This is a genomic window from Alloalcanivorax balearicus MACL04 (assembly GCF_025532145.1).
GTDB lineage: Bacteria > Pseudomonadota > Gammaproteobacteria > Pseudomonadales > Alcanivoracaceae > Alloalcanivorax > Alloalcanivorax balearicus.
In genome coordinates, this window is sequence record NZ_ARXS01000012.1 from 43,080 (window position 1) to 63,116 (window position 20,037).

Below are 20,037 nucleotides of genomic sequence, written 5' to 3' on the forward strand. Positions count from 1 at the left end.
GTGTCATAAAGAGATCCATAAAAGGGCTGATATAAGAATGACCAACATCACCACACTGCTGATCGCCAACCGCGGAGAGATCGCCCGCCGCATCATCCGAACCTGTCGCGAACAAGGTATTCGTACCGTGGCGGTCTATTCCGAAGCCGACGCCGAGCTGCCCCATGTCCGTGAGGCGGATCAGTCCGTTTGTCTCGGGCCGGCGCCGGCCCGGGACAGTTATCTGGATATCGGCAAGGTGATCGACGCCGCCCGCGCCACCGGCGCCCAGGCGGTACATCCCGGCTATGGCTTTTTGTCGGAAAACACCGGGTTCGCCGCCGCCTGCGACGAGGCCGGCCTGATCTTCATCGGCCCCGGCGCCAACGCCATCCGGGTGATGGGCGACAAAGCCGCCGCCCGGCAGTTAATGAGTGAAAACAAGGTGCCGGTGCTGCCCGGATTCGATCAGGAAAGCGCCGACGATGCCACCCTGGCGAGCGAAGCGGAACGGGTTGGTTTTCCATTGCTGATCAAAGCGGTGGCCGGCGGCGGCGGCAAAGGCATGCGCGTGGTGGAAAGCGCGGACCGCTTCGATGAAGCGCTGGCTTCCGCTCGCCGCGAGGCCAGAGGCGCCTTCGGTGACGACCGGGTGCTGCTGGAACGCTACCTGCCCACCGCCCGCCACGTGGAAGTGCAGGTGTTCGCCGACCAACACGGCAACGCCGTGCATTTGTTCGAGCGGGACTGCTCGGTACAGCGCCGTCACCAGAAAATCATCGAGGAGGCTCCCGCCCCGGGGCTGGACGAGGCGCTGCGTGAACGGCTCGGCGAAGCGGCGGTGCAGGCCGCTCGCGCCATCGACTATGTCGGCGCCGGTACCGTGGAATTTCTGCTGGCGCCGGACGGTGAATTCTTCTTCATGGAGATGAATACCCGCTTGCAAGTGGAGCATCCGGTTACCGAGATGATCACCGGCGAGGATCTGGTGGCCTGGCAGATCGCCGTGGCCGAAGGGCGCGCGCTGCCGAAACACCAGGACCAGATCCAGCGGCACGGTGCCGCCATGGAAGTGCGTCTCTACGCGGAGAACCCCTATCAGCATTTCCTGCCTTCTTCCGGCACCCTGCAACCCCTGGTGTGGCCGGAAGGCGTGCGGGTGGACGCCGGCTTCGAGGCCGGCGACACGGTCAGCGATCACTATGATCCGATGATCGCCAAGCTGATCTGCCACGGTGCCGACCGGGAACAGGCCCGCCGCCGTCTGGTGCTCGGCCTGGAAAACCTGATGCTCGGTGGCATTCACCATAACAGTGCCTTTCTGCACCGGGTGCTGAGCAGCGAGCCGTTCAGCCAGGCGGAGCTGGACACCCGCCTGCTGGAGAAACATCCGCATCTGCTGGAACCGGTGAGCGTACCGATACCGGCTCTGGCGGTGGCCGCCGCGGCGCTGGTGGTACAACGGCCGGCAACCGGCAGCGATCCCTGGCAGGCCTTGAACGGCTGGCGGCCGTTAGGCCGGCGCCAGACTCTGGTGCCGCTCAAAGTGCTGGACGAGAATCTGATCGTGATCCTCGAGGACAATCAGGCCAGCGTGAACGGCGTCCCTCTGCCCTTCCAGTTCCACAGCGATGGCGGGCGCTTCCATCTCGGCATCGATGGCGGCACACTCCTTGACGATGTGAGCGTTGACGATGCGGCCATTGACGATGTGGGCTCTGGCGGCATGACCCTCTGCGGACGCTTCGTCGATCAGGGAGAACGGTTGTGGTTGTTCGTGGCCGGTCAGGACTATGCTGTCGACCTGCATCCGGCGCGGGAGAGCGAGCATGATGCAGGCCACGGCGATTTCACCGCCCCCATGAGCGGCACCATCGTCGCCCTGCATGTGAATCCCGGTGACCGCGTTGCCGCCGGCGACGCGGTGATTACACTGGAAGCCATGAAGATGGAACACACCCTGCGCGCCGGCGACAACGGCACCGTTCATGGTTTCAACGTGGGCACCGGTGACAGCGTCAGCGAGGGCACCCTGCTGGTGGAGTTTGAAGTGGAGCAAGAATGACAACCCTTGATCAACAACCGCTTTGGCAACCGGATCAACAGCGCCTGCAACACAGTGCGCTGAACCGTTTCTGGCAACAGGCCCGTGCCCTGTCCGGCCTGCCCCTGCCGGACTATCGCGCCCTGCACCAATGGTCGGTGAACGAACCGGAAGCGTTCTGGAATCTGGTTTGGGACTTCTCCGCACTGCAAGGCGAAAAAGGCGCCGAGGTGCTGGAGCGGGCCGAACGCTTCCGCGACCACCGCTGGTTTCCCCAGGCCCGCCTGAATGCAGCGGAAAATCTGCTGCCCCGTCATGACGATCACACCGCTCTGATCAGCGTGGACGAGGCCGGTCAGCGGCACCAAATCAGCTACAGCGAATTGCGCGTGGCCGCCGGCCAGGTGGCGGCTCAGTTGCACGATGCTGGCGTGCGTCCCGGCGACCGGGTGGCCGGCTATATGCCCAACCGCATCGAGACCATCATCGCCGCGCTCGGTGCCGCCTGGATTGGCGCGATCTGGTCGTCCTGCTCTCCGGATTTCGGCGTCCAGGGCGTGCTCGACCGTTTCGGCCAGATCGAACCGAAGGTGCTGTTCGCCTGCGACGGCTATCAGTACAACGGCAAGTGGATCGACCTGGGCGAGCGCCTGCAAACCCTGCGCGAACAACTGAAACCAGAATTGCTGGTGGTGATTCCCGGCCGCGGCAAGGCCAGCAATGTGCATGCGGCCCTGCCCTGGAGTGAGTGGCTGGACGCCGCCGGGCCGGCGCCGGCATTTGCCGCCCTGCCCTTTGACCATCCGCTGTACATTCTCTATTCCTCCGGCACCACCGGCGCCCCCAAGTGCATCATCCATGGCGCCGGCGGCACGCTGATCCAGCATGCCAAGGAGCACCGGCTGCACGGTGACCTGGGCGCCGATGACGTATTGTTCTACTTCACCACCTGCGGCTGGATGATGTGGAACTGGCTGGTGGGCGGTCTGCAGAGCGGCGCCACCCTGGTGTTGTACGACGGTAACCCAGCCTACCCGGACGCTTCCCGGCTGTTCGATCTGATCGACACCGAGGGCGTCACCCACTTCGGCACCAGCGCCAAATTCGTGCAGGCGGTGGAAAAGGCCGGCATTGAACCGATCAAGAGCCATAGTCTGGAAACCTTGCGGGTACTGTATTCCACCGGCTCTCCGTTACTTCACGAAAGTTATGATTTCCTCTACCAGAAAGTGAAACCGGATTTGCTGGTCAGCTCGATTTCCGGCGGCACCGACATCATCTCCACCTTCGCGCTCGGCAACCCCATGCTGCCGGTCTATCGCGGTGAACTGCAGTGTCTGGGGCTGGGCATGGATGTGGCGGTGTTCGACGACGACGGCCAGGCGGTCAGCGGAGAAAAAGGCGAGCTGGTGTGCCGCACGCCGTTCCCATGCTGTCCGGTGGCGTTCTGGAACGACCCGGACGGCCAGCGTTTCCAGGATGCTTACTTCGAGCGTTTCGCCTCCCTTGGCATGGACATCTGGGCCCATGGCGACTATGCCGAAACCGTTGCCCACGAAGGTCACGACGGCCTGATCATCCATGGCCGCTCCGACGCCGTGCTCAACCCCGGCGGCGTACGCATCGGCACCGCCGAGATCTACCGCCAGGTGGAAACCCTGCCACAGATTCGCGAGGCGGTGGTGATCGGCCAGCAATGGCAGGGCGATGTGCGCGTGGTGCTGTTCGTGGTGATGGCCGGGGACGCGGTCCTGGATGACGATCTCAAACAAACCCTTCGCCAGACCATCCGCGACGGCGCCAGCCCGCGCCATGTGCCGGCGGTGATCCTGGAAGTGCCGGAGATTCCCCGCACTGTCAGTGGCAAGATCGTGGAACTGGCGGTCAGGGACATCGTCCATGGACGCGAAGTCCGCAACCGCAACGCCCTGGCCAATCCGGATGCGCTGGCGCATTTCGCCAACCGGCCGGAACTGGCGGAATAAGCCGTTGCCAGCCTCCACGCCGTCCGCGTTGCTGTTTTTATATGAGCGATGCGGACGGTGCGGGCTGGCCTGCCTGTTGTTCTTTGTTTTCTCCCTTCCCGCCCACGCAGCCCTGCTTACTCTCCCCATCGATGCACACAGCCCGCTGATCGGAGCGGCCCGGGATCAGTTGATGCTGGTCCACTACCGGGACGGCGCTTTTCATGAAGTGCGGCATCAGTGGCTGCCCTGGACTCTGGGCCATCAGCCCTATTTCCAGGAAGATCACGACGCCCGCCGGGATGCTCCGGTAGACAGGGTCGCCGCCGGAGACCGTTTGCTGCTGCGCTCCGGGGACGCCGGAGAGGTTCATCCCATGCCCTTGCCGGCGGAGGTGCTTGCCACGCTGCCCATTACCCACGGCGACGGCGACGGCGACGGCGTTTTCTATGTTCTGCGAGCCCGGCCCCGCGCCACTTTCGCCCCCGCGGCCACGCTCGAAAGCACGCCCTTGGCGATCAGGGGCGACCGCTTCCGGCTCGCCTTTGTTGACGACAATCTGTTCCGCTGGGGGGATTTCACTTATCAGGGCTGGGACGGTGAAGGCACCTTGCTGGATGGCCTGAAGTTGAGACTCAGCGCGGGCCTGTTGTTACCTAATGCACGGGTCACTCTGGACAACGACAACCTGGACCCGGTGATCCGGCAGGTCATCACCGGCCCGCTGGCGACGCTGGTATACGCCACCACCCGGGTACGGGTGACAGGATTGCGTGTGCTCACCGTACATAACTATTTCATCGTTGGCGCCGACAGCGTGATGGTGCACAGCCGCTTTACCCTGCCGGCGGTGGCCGCCACCGTGTTGCGCGAACCCAGCGCCCGCATCACCGTGGACGGCTATCGGTTGCAGGGAGCGCGCCTGCGTACCAGTTGGACGGGGGCACGGGAGGCGGTGGTGGACGGTGTGCTCAGTGACACGGAGCAGGCCATGCGTGGCAGCACAGTGCCACGGGACAACACCCTCTGGTTTGATACCGGAAAGGGTTTTGCCCTGCGCGCCCGATTACACTTTCTGGATGGTTTCGATACACCGGTGCGGTTTATTTACGAGGATGATATGCAGCGGCCGGATCCGCCAGAACGGTTTCCCGGCCAGGAGCCGGAAGTGGGCTTTTTACTGAAGGATCTGCCATTCGGGCAGGAGTATTACGTCATCGCCGAACTGTGGTTCTCATCCGCCGTGCCGTGATCTGACCAGCCCATTCGCTGCTAAAGCAGCTTCCCACAGTGGGCTTCGTAGCTGGGGGTGATTCGAAGCGAACGATTTCAGAGCTCGTGGAGAGCCGGGGGTCAGCGTCCCAGGACCGTGCTTCTCCCGTGTCCTGGGACGCTGACCCCCGGCTCTCCTTCCTTGGCAAGAGGCTCCCTGCCCCTTCCCGTCCAGCCTCTTACGCCAGCTTTTCCAGCGCTTTACGCAGCGGTTCCGGAATCGGCACGGGGCGGCCACTTTCACGATTGACGAAAACATGCACCACATGGCCCAGGGCCTTGGCAGAGCCCTCGGCGCCGAACACCGCCAGGCCATAACGCACCGAGCTGTTACCCAGTTTGTCCACGCGCATGCCCACCGCCAGGGACTCCGGATAAGCCGCCGCCTCGAAATACTCACAGCCGGAGCTGACCACATAGGCGATCACATCACCCTGATGAATATCCAGACCACCCTGCTCGATCAGATAACGGTTGATGGTGGAATCGAAGTAGCTGTAGTAGGTGACGTTGTTGACGTGGCCGTACAGATCGTTGTCGGACCAACGGGTATCCAGGGGGCAAAGATATCCAAAAGCGTCCCGCAGCGGACGTGTGTTCGCGTCAGTCATGGTTTCTCCTGTGTGGATTTGCGGCGCGACAGCCGCGAATGGCAATGATAGCCTAACAGCCCATTCAAGATCTTTACGCCACCGCGTTGTCGCGATCATCGCACAGGGAAAGCCATGGAAAGTGCCGCTTCCTCCACCGTCCGTTCCGGCCTCCGCTTCATCGTGCCGCTGACGCTGAGCGCTCTGCTCGGCGCCTGTGTCACCGTTGCCCCCCATACTCCGAAATTGAACCCGGCACCCGCCAAGACCTGGCTTTATTTATTGGATATCGAGCCGGCGCTATCGGCCAGCGAGGTGCGGGTGGAAGCCCTGTACGTGCCCAGCAAACCGGAGTGTCCCCTGCGTCAGGTAGGCACCGATGTGCCGTTGGAACCGCAAGGATTGAATTATCGCATGACGGTCTATCTGGACCGCTTCGACGACCCTTTATGCGGCTGGCGTTTCAACCAGCTGTGGGTGGGCCTGAATGAGGAAAGCGGTTACGCCACCCGTTTCAGCGTGGTACCCGGCGGCGGCGACCAGACCCGCTGGTGCCGCCTCAATCCTGAACATGGCGTCTGCATGCTCAGGGAGCAGGACGTTCTCGACTATAAAGTGCCCGGCACCGTGCACCGCGTCAGGCTGATGCAGCAATAGCCTCGGCGATGCGGGTCGCCAGAGCGTAAACCGTGATCTGCGGATTGACGATGATCGAGGTCGGCAGCAGGCTGGCATCGGCGATGTAGAGCCCGGACACTTCATGGGTTTCTCCACTTTCCGCCACCACGCTGGTGGCCGGATCCGCGCCCATGCGGCAACTGCCCTGGGGGTGATAGCTGACCATGCGCAGATGGTGCGGCTGGTTCTCCAAGCTTTCCACCATCGGATCGATGTCCGTTTCCCGGCGTATTACCAGCGGTTCGCTGGTGGGCACATGGACCTGCTCCGCCCCGGCGGCCAAGTGCAGGCGCGCCGCGGCTTTCAGCGCCTTCTTCATGGACGGGAAATCAATATCGTCCAACTGATAATCAATGACCTTGTGGTCCCCGTCCCAATGCACCCGGCCCACATTGTGATCGTGAATCAGGGTCACCAGCCCGGCCAGATAACGGGCCTCTCCCATGAAATCCATGAACGGCGCGCCGGTGCCCGGCTCCGCCGTCATCGACAGTTCCACGATCCCGGCGCCACCGTCCTCAAGCACGAAACCGCCGTCCTCCGGGGCCATGAATTGATCCACGTAGACCCCGAGCATGGCACCGCGCCAGGCGTGCACCGGTTGCGGGTAACGGGCGCTGACGTACAGCGACGGGTGGCAGGCGAAGTGGCGCCCGACCTGATCGGAGCCATTGGCCAATCCGCTGCGCAGCAACAATAGCGGCGTTTGTACCGCCCCGGCGGCCAGCACCACCCGTGGCGCCGTCACCGTCATCTCTGCCACCGGTTCACCATCGATGCCGGTGACCTGGGCACGGACGCCGGTGGCACGACCATTATCGGAGAGAATCCCGGTGACGCGGGTGTCGGCGAAAATGCGCGCGCCGTGGGCCACCGCCCAGGGCAGATAACTGACCAGCATGGATTGCTTGCGCTCGGTCTTGCAGCCGGACAGGCAGTGCCCGGTGAGCGCGCAATCGCGGATATTGCGCTGGAACGGCTTCACCGACCAGCCCAGCTTATCGGCACCAGCCCGGATCAGACGGGCATGGGCGGCAATCTCATGCTCACCGTTTTCATGCACGCCCAGGTGTTTTTCCACCCGCTCGAAATAGGGCCTCATGCTGTCGCGGGTGAGACCGGTGAGCCCAAAATCCCGCTGCCAATCCCGCAGGATGAAGTCCGGGGTACGGAAACAGACGCCCGCATTGACCACGGTGGAGCCACCGACGCAGGCCCCCTGCAGGATCAGCAGATCGCCACTGCGATTAGTCTGACCTCCGTGATCCTGATAAAGCTGCTCCATGGCCTCCGGGAAGCGTTCGCTGAAATCCCGCGACGGCACATAGGGCCCCGCTTCCAGCACCAGCACCCGTTTGCCGCGCCGTGCCAGTTCATAGGCCACCACGGCACCGCCAGCGCCGGAGCCGACCACCACCACATCCGCCTGCAAATTCAATCGCGGCTCATGGATGTCCTTCGCCTGGGTGACCGCCAGACCGGAGTCCCGCCAAAGTGCCGTTGTCATTCCGGTATCCCCGTCTGTACATCCCCATCGTCCTCCGGCATCGGCGCGTTTCCCAGATACGCCAATCCCCAGCGATCCGAAACCGGACCGTCGAATTCCAGAGCCGGCCAGGTACGTTCGTCGCGCCAATAAGCGCTGTACACCAGTTGCTTGATCACCGTGGCCAGGGTTCGTTGCAACACCAGCCCCCGCCCCCAGCGATCGAAATAATCCCGCGCCGTTTCGTCGTCGAGATCGACAAAGCGGCTGCCATGGCGGAACACCGCGGCGTTATCGAACAATCCCAGTCCCTGGGACAGTTGCTGCCGCAGTGCCGGCGCCAGCAACGACAGCGTGCGCTGCACGTTGGCCACCACCGGCACGGTTTCGGTATCCGGCAGGTCCCGCCCTTCGGTGGGCAATAGCACCCGCCGGCAACGGTCGAGCAGCAGAAACTCCCCGGGGCTGAGTTCGTCGGCCCAATCCGGTATCCGCTGCCGGTCCAGGGGGGAACGGCGCAGCCAAAGAAATCCGCCTGCGGCGGCACCGGCCATCACGGCACTGGCGGTCAGCGTCCATTTGAGAAAACGGCGGCGCGCCAAGCCTCGTTGCAGCCACTCCGGCCCCGGCGGCGCGCTGTATTGTTGTGTCATCGTCGCACTCATGGAAGGGAATCAGGCCCTCAACATAGTCAGCTCCGGAGTGGGAGACAATATGTATACCGGCCAGCGGACGGATTGACCCGATCGGCACATCGGAATACTGTACATAAGAACAGTAATCGGATGCTTACCTCATGAATGCGGACGCCCTGCAACAACTGCTTCGTCGCCAGGACACCTGGCAAGGCCCCGGCCGGGGAGCGGCCCGCGAAGAACGCCGGCACACCGGTTTCCCGGCCCTGGATCGCCTGCTCTGGCAAGGTGGCTGGCCCAACCAGGGGCTGGTGGAACTGCTCTGTCCACTGCCCTGTCCGTCATTGCTGCACTTGCTGTTGCCCCTGTTGCGTCGCCGTGAGGACGGCGCCCGGATCATCGCCAATCCCCCGGCCCGGCCTTCCGCCGCTGCCCTGAAGCGGGCCGGGCTGCCGCTAGAGCAAATCCTGGTGCTACAGGCCCGGGAACGCTCCACGCTGTTGCGTGCCTGCCTGGAAGCCGCCTCCAGCGACACTCTGGACAGCCTGGTGTTGTGGGCACCGGGCGGCGCCCTGCCCGCCGGAACTCTGCGTCGTCTGCACATGGCCGCGCAACAGGGCCGTTGTCTGTTTCTGCTGGTGCGCCCGCGAAGGGCCTCGAAACAGCCCAGCCCGGCGCCTCTGCGTCTGCTGTTGGACGCCGATCAACCCGGCGAACTGACCGTCACCGTTGGCAAGCAGCCCGGTGGCCGCCACGGTCAGCAGTGCCAGCTGGTGGTGCTGCCCGAGCATCTGCGCCAGCCCCCGCCGCCCTGCGCCACCATGGCGGCCCTGACCCGCCGCCCGGAGACCGCCACGGCGCCCTCTCTGCCGGCGCTGCCGGCGCCAACATCGGAGGTCCGTCCATGAATCCCCCTTTGTGGCTGGCCCTGCATTTTCCCTTGCTGGCTCTGGAAGCCGTGGATGGCCCCAGCCCCGAACCCCGTGTACTGGTGCGGCAGCAGCGGATCACCCTGGCCAATGCCGCCGCCCGCGGCGCCGGAGTGAGCGCCGGATTACGCCTGGGCACAGCGCGTGCTTTATGCGACGACCTACAGGTGCAACAAGCCGATCCCCAGCAGGAGGAACGGGCTTTGCTGCGGGAGGCCCGTCACTTGCTGGCCATAACGCCACAAGTGTGCCTGGCGCCCCCCCATACTCTGCTGCTGGAAGTCGGCGGCTGCCTGAGCCTGTTCGGCGGCTTCGAAGGGTTGCTGTCACGAGTGGATCAATACCGCCTGCACTGCCCGCTAACCAGCCATCTGGGCCTTGGCCCCACACCATTGGCGGCCTGGCATCTCACCGAGCTGCCCACCCTTGAACACCTACCCGAGCGCAGCCGTTTCCAGGCCTGGCTGGCTACTCTGCCAATCGACACCCTGGCCCTGGAAGATGCCGTGAAAGAACGTCTGCGGGCCCCTGGCTTTCATACCCTCGGCGATCTGTTCGCACTTCCGCGGGCCGCGCTCGGCAAACGATTCGGCGCTTCTTTTCTGGACTGGTTGCAACGCCTGCTCGCAGAGAAAGCGGACGTGCGCCGGGCAATTCCCGCTCCAACACCATTCCGGGAACAGCGGGAATTCGATGATCCGGTGAACGATCAGGCATTGCTCAAGATCCCCATGGCGGCGCTGCTCGAACAGATGGAACAGCACCTGAGGCGCTATCAGGAGCAGGTGCTGGCGATACGCTGGCATCTGCGTCTGGACAATCGTGAACGGCATACTCTGCTGGTGCGTCGGGCCCGACCGGCCCATGACGCCGCTGGCTGGCTCGATCTGAGCCTGAGGCGCCTGGAGAACCAGCCTTTGGACGGCGCGGTACTGGGACTGGGCTTGGATACCAGCCGGCCACGACCGTTGAACCCCGGCCTTGCCGCCCTGTTCCCGGAACCCGGAGCCCGCGCTCCGCTGACCGGCCTGCTGGAAAAGCTGGTGGACACTCCGGGACTGGTGCTTTATCGCCCGGCTCTGGCCGATGATCACCTGCCGGAATACAACGAATGCCGTCAGCCGCCGTTCGGCGTGAAACCACGGGAGCATGAAAATGATCAGGCTGATCAGGATCGTCCTCTGTGGTTATTGGAATCCCCGCTGAGACTGCACCAGGACAACGGTGTCCCGGTATGGCGGGGGCGCCCCCTGCGGCTGTTTCCGCAACAGGAGCGTTTCAGCCAGCCCTGGCGGGGAACGATGCCCCGCCACTATCGGCTGGCGCATCATCCCCAGGGGGAATGCTGCTGGCTGTTCCAGGATGCCCGGCAGCAGTGGTGGTTACATGGGTTTTTCTAGGGCCTGGGGCCATACGGTTATCCCGGAGGTTATCACCCGGCCACCGCTCGACCACGCTGGCACGCAACACGCTTACACGCCATGCTTACTAACTCTGTGGACAGCCGGGAAAGCCTTTTGCCAACGGAAAGAGGATGACCCTTTCGACCACAGAGGCTTCCACGTGTTGCGTGCCAGCGTGTTCGCGTGCCAGCGTTTCCCGTCAACGTGGCACCCGCCCCATCAGGTAGAACTCCTCGTTGGGCGGTGTTCCCGTGAGATTGACCATGCGATTGGACATGCCGAAAAACGCGGCGATGGCGCCAATGTCCCACATGTCTTCGCTGGTGAAGCCCGCGTCGGTCAGACGGGCCTCCCATTGATCGTTCATCTCCCCCTGTTCCAGCGCCAGATGAAACGCGAAATCCAGCATCACCCGATGACGCTCGCTGATCGGCGCGGTGCGGTGGTTGATCGCCACTTGATCCGCCACCAACGGATTCTTGCTGTAGATCCGCAGCAAAGCGCCATGGGCCACCACACAGTACAGACAGTGATTCCGGGCGCTGGTGGCGACCACGATCATTTCCTTTTCCGCTTTGCTCAGGGTGTCGGACTCGCGTTCCATGAGAGCATCGTGATAGGCGAAAAAAGCTCGAAATTCCGCCGGACGGCGGGCCAGCATGAGAAACACGTTGGGCACGAAACCGGCTTTTTCCTGCACGCCAAGAATCACCTCGCGGATGTCTTCAGGCAGGTTGTCCAGACTTTCCGGTATGGGAAAGCGTTTGTTATTCAGAGTCATGGCGATATCCCAAGGCAAACGAATGAAACAGGCACTTCAGTTAACGTTAACGTCAGGTTGATGTCCATCCCTCGACGGCGGGACCGAGAGGTGCCGGGGAGTCACCCATGACCCCGGACGCCCTGCCCTTCGCCGAACTACACTGCACCAGCGCCTTCAGCTTTCTCACCGGCGCCAGCCAGCCGGAGGAACTGGTGCAACGTGCCCACGAACTGGGCTACCGGGCTCTGGCGATCACCGATGACGCCTCCCTGGCCGGAGTGGTGCGGGCCTGGCGGGCGCACAAGGCATTGCGGGACGGCAGCGGCACCACCCTGAAACTGATCATTGGTAGCGCTTTCCATCTGGATACCGACCAGGGCGCACTGCATCTGGTGTTACTGGCCAGGAACCGGCGCGCCTACGGCGAAATCGCCACCTTGATCACCCAGGGACGGCGACGGGCGGAAAAAGGAAAATACCAACTGCACTGGCGGGATCTGACACGGTTGGAGCGCCATGCCCTGTGTCTGTGGTTCCCTGCCGGCGACGGCCGCGATCCCCATCATGCCACCTTGCTCCAGGCCCATTTCGGCGATCGCTTCTGGCTTGCCTGCGAACTGCTGCAGGATCGTAACGACGCCCTCCACTATCAATATTGTCTGGCCTTGGCGCAACGTTTCGATCTGGCCATGAGCGCCGCCAACGATGTGCATTATCATCGCGCCGAGCGGCAAAGGCTGCAGGATGTGCTCACCGCTCTGCGGCTGAACACTTCGGTGTACGAGCTGGGCCGGCGCCGGTTCCAGAATGATCAGCGGCATCTGCGCCCGCTGGAAGCCCTGGCCGGAATTTACCCGGAAGCCCTGCTGCGCGAGGCGGCCTGGATCGCCGACCAGTGCGAGTTCGAGCTGGACGACATCCGCTACCAGTATCCGGAAGAAGTCGTGCCGCCGGGTCAGAACGCCGACGATTATCTGGCCGCCCTCACCCATCAAGGCGCCGCGCGACGTTATCCCGATGGCGTACCCGCCTCCGTACAGGCCCTGCTGGAGCGGGAGCTGGCGCTGATCCGTGAACTGGAATACGCCCATTACTTTCTCACCGTCCACGACATCGTCGCCTTCGCCCGCGGCCAGGGCATTCTTTGCCAGGGCCGCGGTTCCGCCGCCAATTCCGCGGTGTGTTACTGCCTCGGCGTCACCGAGGTGGACCCCGACCGCAGCCAGCTTCTGTTCGAGCGCTTCATTTCCAAGGAACGGCGGGAACCACCGGACATCGACGTGGACTTCGAGCACGAGCGCCGCGAGGAGGTGATGCAGTACCTGTACCGCAAATACGGCCGGGACCGCGCCGCCCTGGCCGCCACCGTGATCCACTACCGCACTCGCTCGGCGGTGCGCGACGTGGGCCGGGCGCTGGGCGTGGATCTGTCGATCATCGAGCGGCTCAGCGCCAATCTGGCCTGGTGGGACAAACCCGCCGATCTGCAGGAGCGGTTCCGTGAAGTGGGTCTGGGCGATACCGCCCTGGGCCGGCAGTACCGGGCGCTGGTGTTTGAACTGGTCGGCTTTCCCCGGCATCTGTCCCAGCACGTGGGCGGTTTCGTCATTACCCGCGATCCGGTGCCCACGCTGGTGCCGGTGGAAAACGCCGCCATGGCCGATCGCACCGTGATTCAATGGGACAAGGACGATCTGGAAGCCCTGGGGCTGATGAAGGTGGACGTACTGGCCCTGGGCATGCTCACCGCGATCCGCAAAACCCTGGATCTGGTCGGTCACTACCGCGGCCGGCCGCTGATCATGCAGGACATCCCCACCGAGGATCCCGCCACCTACGACATGCTCTGCAAGGGCAACAGTCTGGGGGTTTTTCAGGTGGAGTCCCGGGCGCAGATGAACATGCTGCCACGGCTGCGGCCACGCAAGTTCTACGATCTGGTTATCGAGGTGGCCATCGTCCGCCCCGGCCCGATTCAGGGCGACATGGTGCATCCCTATTTGCGCCGCCGCGACGGTCTGGAAGAACCCGATTACCCGGACCCGAAAGTGGAAGCGGTACTGAAACGCACCCTGGGCATCCCCATCTTTCAGGAGCAGGTGATCCAACTGGTCATGGTGGCGGCGAAATTCTCCGGCGGCGAGGCGGATCAGTTACGCCGGGCCATGGCCCGCTGGGGCAAGAGCGGCGAGCTGATGCAGTTCCAGGACAAGGTGATCCAGGGCATGCGCGCCAACGGCTACAGTGAGGATTATGCCCAGCGCCTGTTCGAGCAAATGAAGGGCTTCGGCGGCTACGGTTTCCCGGAATCCCACTCCGCCAGTTTCGCCCTGTTGGTGTATGTGTCCGCCTGGCTCAAACGCCATCACACCAGCGCCTTTTACTGCGGCTTGCTCAACAGCCTGCCGATGGGCTTTTACAGCCCCTCGCAAATCCTCCAGGACGCGCGCCGCCACGCCATTGAACTGCGCCCCCTGGACGTACGGCACAGCCACTGGGACCACACTCTGGAAGAGACACAAAGACAAAAGCTCGGGGTACAGCCAGCCTTGCGGCTGGGCTTTCGTCAGTTGAAAGGGTTCAATCCGGAAGCCGCCGAGCGCCTGGTACAGGCCCGCGCCGAACGCCCCTTCAGCAGCGTGCGTGATCTGTGTCAGCGGGCTCGTCTCAATCAGCGGGAACGGGAAGCACTGGTGGCCGGTAACGCACTGCGCGCGCTCAGCGGCCACCGCCACCAGGGCCACTGGGAAATCCAGGGACTGGAAGCGCCACGCCCATTGCTTGAAACGGAGCGCGGTACCGGCAAGGACCATGACGGGGTCTACCTCGACGCCCCTTCGGAGCACGCTGATCTGCTGCAGGATTACCGTCACCTGGGTCTGACCCTGGGCCGGCACCCCATGGCCCTGGTCCGCCATCTGCCCCGCTTTCGCGGCTGCCGCCGGGCACGGGAATTGAAGCGGGGCCGGCCGGGGCAACTGATCCGGGTCGCCGGGCTGGTGACCAATCGGCAAAGACCCGGCTCCGCCAAAGGCGCGCTGTTCATGACACTGGAGGATGAGACCGGCAACACCAACGTGGTGATCTGGAATGCCATTCAGGAGCGGTTCCGCAAAACCCTGCTGCGCAGCCCTCTGGTGATCGTCAAAGGCACTCTGGAAATCAGTCCGGAAGGCATCGTGCACCTGATGGCGGGAGCCTTGATCGACGCCGGTGATGCGCTGCGGGAATTGAATATCAAGTCGCGGGATTTTCGCTAAGGAGGCAGCAAGAGTATCCGCCCCAAAGCAAAAACCCCCGCTCAATGAGCGAGGGTTTTTGTAGTGGCGTCCCCTAGGGGAGTCGAACCCCTGTTACCGCCGTGAAAGGGCGGTGTCCTAGGCCACTAGACGAAGGGGACGTATTTGGTGGAGCTAGGCGGGATCGAACCGCCGACCTCTACAATGCCATTGTAGCGCTCTCCCAGCTGAGCTATAGCCCCAGATTGTGACCACCGGTATGTGCGTCCCGTGTGGTGCGGCGTATTCTACCCAGGGGCCCTATCCTGTCAAGCACTTAGCGGCGGTTTTTCACGGTTTTTGCCCCGTCTGTTCATCCCTTGGTCAAATTGCCGGAATCTTAATCGGCCTGGGATAACAGCCCCGCATAGGCTTTCTCCAGCTTCTTGGTTTGCTTCTTGGAGACCCCGCCCAGCACCTCCACCGCGTGCCGCAATCGCGCCCGGCTGATATCCGCGCCCAGCAACCCCATGCTGTCCACCACCGAGAAACTGGCACTGGTGCCGGCGATGGCCACGAACACCGGAAACAGGAAGTCACGGATTTTCACATCCAGGGCATCCGCCAGGACTTTGGCGTCGGCGAACAGATTATCCCGGTTCCAGCTGCGCTGGGCCTCGCAGGACCAGAGGAAAAACTGCAGCCATTCCTTCATATCCTCGGTGCTGTACTGCTTATGCTCGAAATCCTGTTCACTGATGGTGAGCATCCCGGAAAAACAGAAGCCGGCCTTGTCCACCACGTCACTCAGCGTTTCCACCCGCTGCTTGATGTGCGGCAGCACCTGCATCACGTAGTCCCGATTGAAAGCCCAGCCCATCAGTTGTTGCAGAAACTGTTCATCGGACAGGTCCCGCAGCCACTGGCCGTTGAGCCAGCTCAGTTTCTCCACGTCGAACACCGGCCCGCCCAGGGACACGCGGTTGATGTCGAAAGCCGCTTCCATCTCACTCAGAGAGAAGCGCTCACGTTCATCGGGCATGGACCAGCCCATGCGACCGAGGTAGTTCACCAGCGCTTCCGGCAGGAAGCCCATGCGACGATAGAAATTGATACTGGTCGGGTTCTTGCGCTTGCTGAGCTTGGATTTGTCCGGATTACGCAGTAGCGGCATGTGGCACAGCACCGGCATATCCCAGCCGAAATACTCATACAGCAGCTTGTGTTTCGGCGCGGAGTTCAGCCATTCCTCACCACGCAGCACATGAGTGATGCCCATCAGATGGTCATCCACCACATTGGCCAGATGATAGGTGGGCAGGCCATCGGATTTCAGCAGGACCTGCGCGTCGGCCAGGGCCCAATCCAGTTCCACGGTGCCGCGCAGCATGTCCTCGATGGCGCAGCGGCCATCCTCCGGCACCCGCATGCGAATCACGTAAGGCGCCCCTTCCGTTTCACGGCGGGACTGTTCGGCTTCATCCAGCTCCAGATCACGGGGTTTCAATGCCCGGTTTTCACCGCTCTCCTTGATCCGGGCACGTAACGTGTCCAGTTCCTCGGCGCTGCGGTAGCACTTGAAGGCGTGGCCGGCCTGAACCAATTGCTCGGCGTACTGACGATAGATATCGCCGCGCTCACTTTGGCGGTAAGGCGCGTGAGGGCCACCGACGTCCGGCCCCTCGTCCCAATCCAGCCCCAGCCAGCGCAGGGAATCCAGGATCGCCTGCTCCGACTCCGCGGTGGAGCGCACCTGGTCGGTGTCCTCGATCCTGAGAATGAACTGACCACCGTGCTGACGGGCAAAGCAACGATTGAACAAAGCAATGTAGGCGGTGCCCACATGGGGATCGCCGGTGGGGGACGGGGCTACCCGGGTACGAACGGTCATGACAACTCCACGGCCGGAAAAAGGCGGCATTATACGGCATTTGCCGGCACGCCGACATGCTATTCACCCGCCGCGGGCCGCTCGAACAGCGCCTTCCCCATTTGACAAAAAACGGCAACAGGAGGACCTTTTTGTATCCGGTCCGTCTGATAATCAATCCATACTGGCCGGCTTTGACGCTGTTACTTTCTTCGCCGTAATCAAGGAGGGCCTGAAATGAAAGTACTACTGACCGCCGCGCTGCTGGTGCTGGCACCGTTCGCCACCGCCATCGAGCGCACTCCCGCGCCGCCCGAAGCCGAAGTGTATTTCATCACGCCGCAGGACGGCGACACCGTCTCCGGGCCGGTCACCGTGAAATTCGGTCTCAAAGGCATGGGCGTGGCCCCCGCCGGCGTCACCCAGGACAACACCGGGCACCACCACCTCCTGGTGGATCTGAAGGAGGCGGTGAACGAGGATCAACCTCTGCCCAGCAATGACAACGTGCGCCATTTCGGCGGCGGCCAGACCGAAACCACGCTGGATCTGCCACCGGGCGAACATACCCTGCAACTGATCATGGGCGATGCCCGACACGTGCCGTTCGAGCCTTCCATCACCAGCGAGGAAATCACCATCACGGTGAAATAAATCGCTGCCGCGGCGGGGCATTCCACCTCGCCGCAGTATTCCTTTCTCCGGGGTCAGCGCAACAGCAGGTGCGGCACCCTCGCCTCTCGCAGCATTTCATTGGTGGTACTGCCCAGCAGGAATTCCCGGATACGGGAATGGCCGTAAGCCCCCATCACCAGCAGCTCGATACCATGCTCCTGTTGATAACGATGTAATGCCGGCTCCACCTCGCCTTCCAGGATGGAAGTGAAGACCTGATGACCGCCGGCGGACAAGCGTTCCCCGGCCCAGGCCAGTTCTTCGTGACGGGCATGCTGGCCATCATCAACGGTCACCAGATGACAATCCAGACCACGGAACAGCGGACTGGCGGCCAGCATTTCCACCCCCTTGCGGCAAGTATCACTGCCATCGAACGCCAGCATGATCACCTCGGGTTCGGCGAACGTCTCGGGCACTACCAGTATCGGCCGGTAGACCGCTCGAACCACCCGCTCCACGTTGTCCCCCACTTTGGCGGACGCCCCCTGATGCTCGGTGCCCTGCCGCCCGATCACCAGCAGACGGGTCTCGTCCTGAAGCGCCAGCAGGCTTTCCAACAAGTCCCCATGGCGTTGCTGCAACTCCGGATCGTCGATGCCTTTGTCCATCGCCCGGGCCTTGGCCGCGTCCAGCATCAATTTTCCCTGCTCCATGGCCACCCGGTTACGGCGGGCATCCAGATCGGCCAGCTCTTCCATCAAATGTTCACGGGCGCCCAGGCTCAAGGACCCGCTCAAGTCCGTGGGCGTGCTCGGATAACGTTGCTGGTCAAGCACATGCAGCAGCTTCAGCGGCGCGTCCAGGCGCCGGCTGGCCCAAACCCCGGCATCGCATACCGCGCTGGCGGCCACTGACCCATCAATACAGGCAACGACTTTGCTCATGTTGTTTTCCTCAATGTCCGCCCATCAGTTTTTCCACGGCGTCCGGCTTATCGTGTACCGCGTATTTGTCCACCAGAGTGGCACTGGCCTCATTAAGGCCGATCAGCTCCACATCGGTGCCTTCCCGGCGGAATTTGATGATCGCCTTGTCCAGAGCACCAATGGCGGTGATATCCCAAAAGTGGGCCCGATGTACATCGATAACCACTTTCTCCAGGGCCTCACGAAAATCGAAAGCGTCCAGGAACTGTTCCGATGAGGTGAAAAACACCTGCCCCACCACATGATAGGTACGTTCGCCAGGAGCGTCCTGTTCCGAACGCACATAAAACACCCGCCCGACTTTATTGGCGTAGAGCAGCGCGCTCAGCACCACGCCAACGGCAACACCCAGGGCCAGGTTATGAGTGAGCACGGTGACCACCACGGTGGCCAGCATGACGATGGTGCTGCTGGGCGGATGGCGGCGCAGGTTCACCAGCGATTCCCAACTGAATGTACCAATGGACACCATGATCATCACCGCCACCAGCGCGGCCATCGGAATCCGTGACACATGATCGCCAAGAAACACCACCAGGATCAGCAACACCACACCGGCCACCAGCGTGGACAAGCGGGTACGGCCACCGGATTTCACATTGATCATGGACTGGCCAATCATCGCGCAGCCGGCCATGCCGCCAAAGAAGCCGGCGACGATATTGGCGATGCCCTGCCCCTTGCACTCGCGGTTTTTATTGCTCTCGGTGTCGGTCAGTTCATCGATGATGGCGGCGGTCATCATCGACTCCAGCAGCCCCACTATCGCCAACGTCAGGGATACCGGGAAAATGATCTTCAGGGTCTCCAGGGTCAACGGGATATCCGGTAGCAGGAATACCGGCAGGCTATCCGGCAGGTCGCCCTTATCCCCCACGGTGGGGACGTCCCAGCCCAGCGCCACGCACAACACGGTAAGACCGATGATGCAGATCAAGGGCGAAGGCACCGATTTGGTCAACAACGGAAACAGATAAATAATCCCCAGGCCGCCGATGACCAACGGGTAGACCAGCCACGGCACGTCCACCAGTTCCTTGAGCTGGGCCATGAAGATCAGGATCGCCAGAGCGTTGACGAAGCCGGTGATCACCGACCGGGACACGAATCGCATCAATTGTCCCAGCTTCAGAAAGCCAGCAACGATTTGCAGCACCCCGGCCAGAATCGTCGCCGCCAGCAGATACTGCAGGCCATGCTCCTTGACCAGGGTCACCATCACCAGCGCCATGGCGCCGGTAGCGGCGGAAATCATGCCGGGCCGGCCACCGGCGAAGGCGGTGACCACGGCAATACAGAACGATGCGTAAAGACCCACTTTGGGGTCTACCTCGGCGATGATGGAAAAGGCGATGGCCTCGGGGATCAGCGCCAGCGCCACGACAATGCCGGCGAGCACGTCCGCGCGAACATTGCTGAACCAATGCTCTTTAAGGGAAGCAATCATTAACGGAAAACCCCATGTACGTATGCAAAAAACAACACCACAAAAGGCGGCAACAAAAATTGCCTGAAGCAATTTGGGCATAAAAACAGGCGATAAATCGCGAATACGGGACAACGGTCCCGCGGGAACCAGGAAGTTCCGGGGATGAACACCGT

General features: G+C 62.6%; 15 protein-coding genes and 2 tRNA genes. 8 read left to right on the top strand and 9 right to left on the bottom strand.

Features of this window, described 5'->3' with window-relative positions; all coding sequences use genetic code 11:
* Positions 1-37: 37 nt before the first annotated feature.
* The 3 genes from MA04_RS11690 to MA04_RS11700 are packed head-to-tail and all read left to right on the top strand — an operon-like array spanning position 38 to position 5,239.
* Complete coding sequence (locus MA04_RS11690) at positions 38-2,044, top strand: acetyl/propionyl/methylcrotonyl-CoA carboxylase subunit alpha (protein ID WP_262460597.1); 2,007 nt, start codon at positions 38-40, stop codon at positions 2,042-2,044.
* The gene (locus MA04_RS11695; RefSeq protein WP_262460599.1) at positions 2,041-4,008 is read left to right on the top strand and encodes an acetoacetate--CoA ligase; all 1,968 of its coding nucleotides are present in this window, start codon (positions 2,041-2,043) and stop codon (positions 4,006-4,008) included. Before MA04_RS11690 ends, MA04_RS11695 begins: the two co-directional genes overlap by 4 nt.
* A gap of 4 nt (positions 4,009-4,012) precedes the next feature.
* Complete coding sequence (locus tag MA04_RS11700) at positions 4,013-5,239, top strand: hypothetical protein (RefSeq protein WP_262460601.1); 1,227 nt, start codon at positions 4,013-4,015, stop codon at positions 5,237-5,239.
* Between the two features lie 199 nt (positions 5,240-5,438).
* Here MA04_RS11700 and MA04_RS11705 read toward each other — a convergent pair whose 3' ends face one another.
* Positions 5,439-5,870: an acyl-CoA thioesterase gene (locus MA04_RS11705; RefSeq protein ID WP_163127695.1), complete on the bottom strand. Its 432-nt coding sequence runs from the start codon at positions 5,868-5,870 to the stop codon at positions 5,439-5,441.
* Positions 5,871-5,984: 114 nt separating this feature from the next.
* Between MA04_RS11705 and MA04_RS11710 the strand changes: the two genes are divergently transcribed.
* A complete protein-coding gene (locus MA04_RS11710; protein WP_262460603.1) occupies positions 5,985-6,506 on the top strand; it encodes a hypothetical protein in 522 nt (173 codons plus the stop codon).
* Here MA04_RS11710 and MA04_RS11715 read toward each other — a convergent pair.
* Positions 6,487-8,034: an FAD-dependent oxidoreductase gene (locus MA04_RS11715; RefSeq protein WP_163127691.1), complete on the bottom strand. Its 1,548-nt coding sequence runs from the start codon at positions 8,032-8,034 to the stop codon at positions 6,487-6,489. The two genes, MA04_RS11710 and MA04_RS11715, sit on opposite strands and share 20 nt — an antisense overlap.
* Complete coding sequence (locus MA04_RS11720; RefSeq protein WP_163127689.1) at positions 8,031-8,666, bottom strand: gluconate 2-dehydrogenase subunit 3 family protein; 636 nt, start codon at positions 8,664-8,666, stop codon at positions 8,031-8,033. Before MA04_RS11720 ends, MA04_RS11715 begins: the two co-directional genes overlap by 4 nt.
* Positions 8,667-8,809: 143 nt before the next feature.
* Here MA04_RS11720 and MA04_RS11725 point away from each other — a divergent pair, with 143 nt between their 5' ends.
* Together MA04_RS11725 and MA04_RS11730 are read left to right on the top strand one after the other, a co-directional pair.
* Positions 8,810-9,556 (top strand): hypothetical protein, encoded by a 747-nt coding sequence (locus tag MA04_RS11725; RefSeq protein ID WP_163127687.1) that lies wholly within the window; start codon positions 8,810-8,812, stop codon positions 9,554-9,556.
* On the top strand, positions 9,553-10,977 hold the full coding sequence (locus MA04_RS11730; protein ID WP_262460605.1) for a Y-family DNA polymerase: 1,425 nt from the start codon (positions 9,553-9,555) through the stop codon (positions 10,975-10,977). The genes MA04_RS11725 and MA04_RS11730 overlap by 4 nt, the downstream gene beginning before the upstream one ends.
* A 202-nt stretch (positions 10,978-11,179) precedes the next feature.
* Here MA04_RS11730 and MA04_RS11735 read toward each other — a convergent pair whose 3' ends face one another.
* On the bottom strand, positions 11,180-11,761 hold the full coding sequence (locus MA04_RS11735; protein ID WP_262460607.1) for a peroxidase-related enzyme: 582 nt from the start codon (positions 11,759-11,761) through the stop codon (positions 11,180-11,182).
* 107 nt (positions 11,762-11,868) lie between these two features.
* Here MA04_RS11735 and MA04_RS11740 point away from each other — a divergent pair, with 107 nt between their 5' ends.
* On the top strand, positions 11,869-15,003 hold the full coding sequence (locus MA04_RS11740; protein WP_262460609.1) for an error-prone DNA polymerase: 3,135 nt from the start codon (positions 11,869-11,871) through the stop codon (positions 15,001-15,003).
* 64 nt (positions 15,004-15,067) lie between these two features.
* On the opposite strand, the gene MA04_RS11745 is transcribed toward MA04_RS11740, so the two are convergent.
* The 3 genes from MA04_RS11745 to gltX all read right to left on the bottom strand — a co-directional run bounded on the left by MA04_RS11745 (position 15,068) and on the right by gltX (position 16,852).
* Positions 15,068-15,143: transfer RNA gene (locus tag MA04_RS11745), tRNA-Glu, on the bottom strand.
* Positions 15,144-15,148: 5 nt separating this feature from the next.
* Positions 15,149-15,224 (bottom strand) — tRNA-Ala (locus MA04_RS11750).
* A 137-nt stretch (positions 15,225-15,361) separates the two neighbouring features.
* On the bottom strand, positions 15,362-16,852 hold the full coding sequence (gene gltX, locus MA04_RS11755; RefSeq protein WP_262460610.1) for a glutamate--tRNA ligase: 1,491 nt from the start codon (positions 16,850-16,852) through the stop codon (positions 15,362-15,364).
* A 216-nt stretch (positions 16,853-17,068) separates the two neighbouring features.
* Between gltX and MA04_RS11760 the strand changes: the two genes are divergently transcribed.
* Complete coding sequence (locus MA04_RS11760; RefSeq protein ID WP_080531027.1) at positions 17,069-17,485, top strand: DUF4399 domain-containing protein; 417 nt, start codon at positions 17,069-17,071, stop codon at positions 17,483-17,485.
* 53 nt (positions 17,486-17,538) lie between these two features.
* Here MA04_RS11760 and MA04_RS11765 read toward each other — a convergent pair whose 3' ends face one another.
* Both MA04_RS11765 and MA04_RS11770 read right to left on the bottom strand, forming a co-directional pair.
* Entirely contained in the window at positions 17,539-18,393 is an 855-nt protein-coding gene (locus MA04_RS11765) for a universal stress protein (RefSeq protein WP_163127680.1), read from the bottom strand.
* Between the two features lie 10 nt (positions 18,394-18,403).
* Positions 18,404-19,882 (bottom strand): SulP family inorganic anion transporter, encoded by a 1,479-nt coding sequence (locus MA04_RS11770; RefSeq protein WP_262460611.1) that lies wholly within the window; start codon positions 19,880-19,882, stop codon positions 18,404-18,406.
* Between the last annotated feature and the right edge of the window lie 155 nt (positions 19,883-20,037).

What these genes read in the sequence shown, in the direction of transcription:
- MA04_RS11765 (WP_163127680.1), bottom strand. Translation starts at nt 18,393, where the DNA reads ATGAGCAAAGTCGTTGCCTGTATTGATGGGTCAGTGGCCGCCAGCGCG.
- MA04_RS11725 (WP_163127687.1), top strand. Translation starts at nt 8,810, where the DNA reads ATGAATGCGGACGCCCTGCAACAACTGCTTCGTCGCCAGGACACCTGG.
- MA04_RS11710 (WP_262460603.1), top strand. Translation starts at nt 5,985, where the DNA reads ATGGAAAGTGCCGCTTCCTCCACCGTCCGTTCCGGCCTCCGCTTCATC.
- MA04_RS11770 (WP_262460611.1), bottom strand. Translation starts at nt 19,882, where the DNA reads ATGATTGCTTCCCTTAAAGAGCATTGGTTCAGCAATGTTCGCGCGGAC.
- MA04_RS11720 (WP_163127689.1), bottom strand. Translation starts at nt 8,666, where the DNA reads ATGACACAACAATACAGCGCGCCGCCGGGGCCGGAGTGGCTGCAACGA.
- MA04_RS11705 (WP_163127695.1), bottom strand. Translation starts at nt 5,870, where the DNA reads ATGACTGACGCGAACACACGTCCGCTGCGGGACGCTTTTGGATATCTT.
- MA04_RS11730 (WP_262460605.1), top strand. Translation starts at nt 9,553, where the DNA reads ATGAATCCCCCTTTGTGGCTGGCCCTGCATTTTCCCTTGCTGGCTCTG.
- MA04_RS11735 (WP_262460607.1), bottom strand. Translation starts at nt 11,761, where the DNA reads ATGACTCTGAATAACAAACGCTTTCCCATACCGGAAAGTCTGGACAAC.
- MA04_RS11760 (WP_080531027.1), top strand. Translation starts at nt 17,069, where the DNA reads ATGAAAGTACTACTGACCGCCGCGCTGCTGGTGCTGGCACCGTTCGCC.
- gltX (WP_262460610.1), bottom strand. Translation starts at nt 16,852, where the DNA reads ATGACCGTTCGTACCCGGGTAGCCCCGTCCCCCACCGGCGATCCCCAT.
- MA04_RS11695 (WP_262460599.1), top strand. Translation starts at nt 2,041, where the DNA reads ATGACAACCCTTGATCAACAACCGCTTTGGCAACCGGATCAACAGCGC.
- MA04_RS11690 (WP_262460597.1), top strand. Translation starts at nt 38, where the DNA reads ATGACCAACATCACCACACTGCTGATCGCCAACCGCGGAGAGATCGCC.
- MA04_RS11715 (WP_163127691.1), bottom strand. Translation starts at nt 8,034, where the DNA reads ATGACAACGGCACTTTGGCGGGACTCCGGTCTGGCGGTCACCCAGGCG.
- MA04_RS11740 (WP_262460609.1), top strand. Translation starts at nt 11,869, where the DNA reads ATGACCCCGGACGCCCTGCCCTTCGCCGAACTACACTGCACCAGCGCC.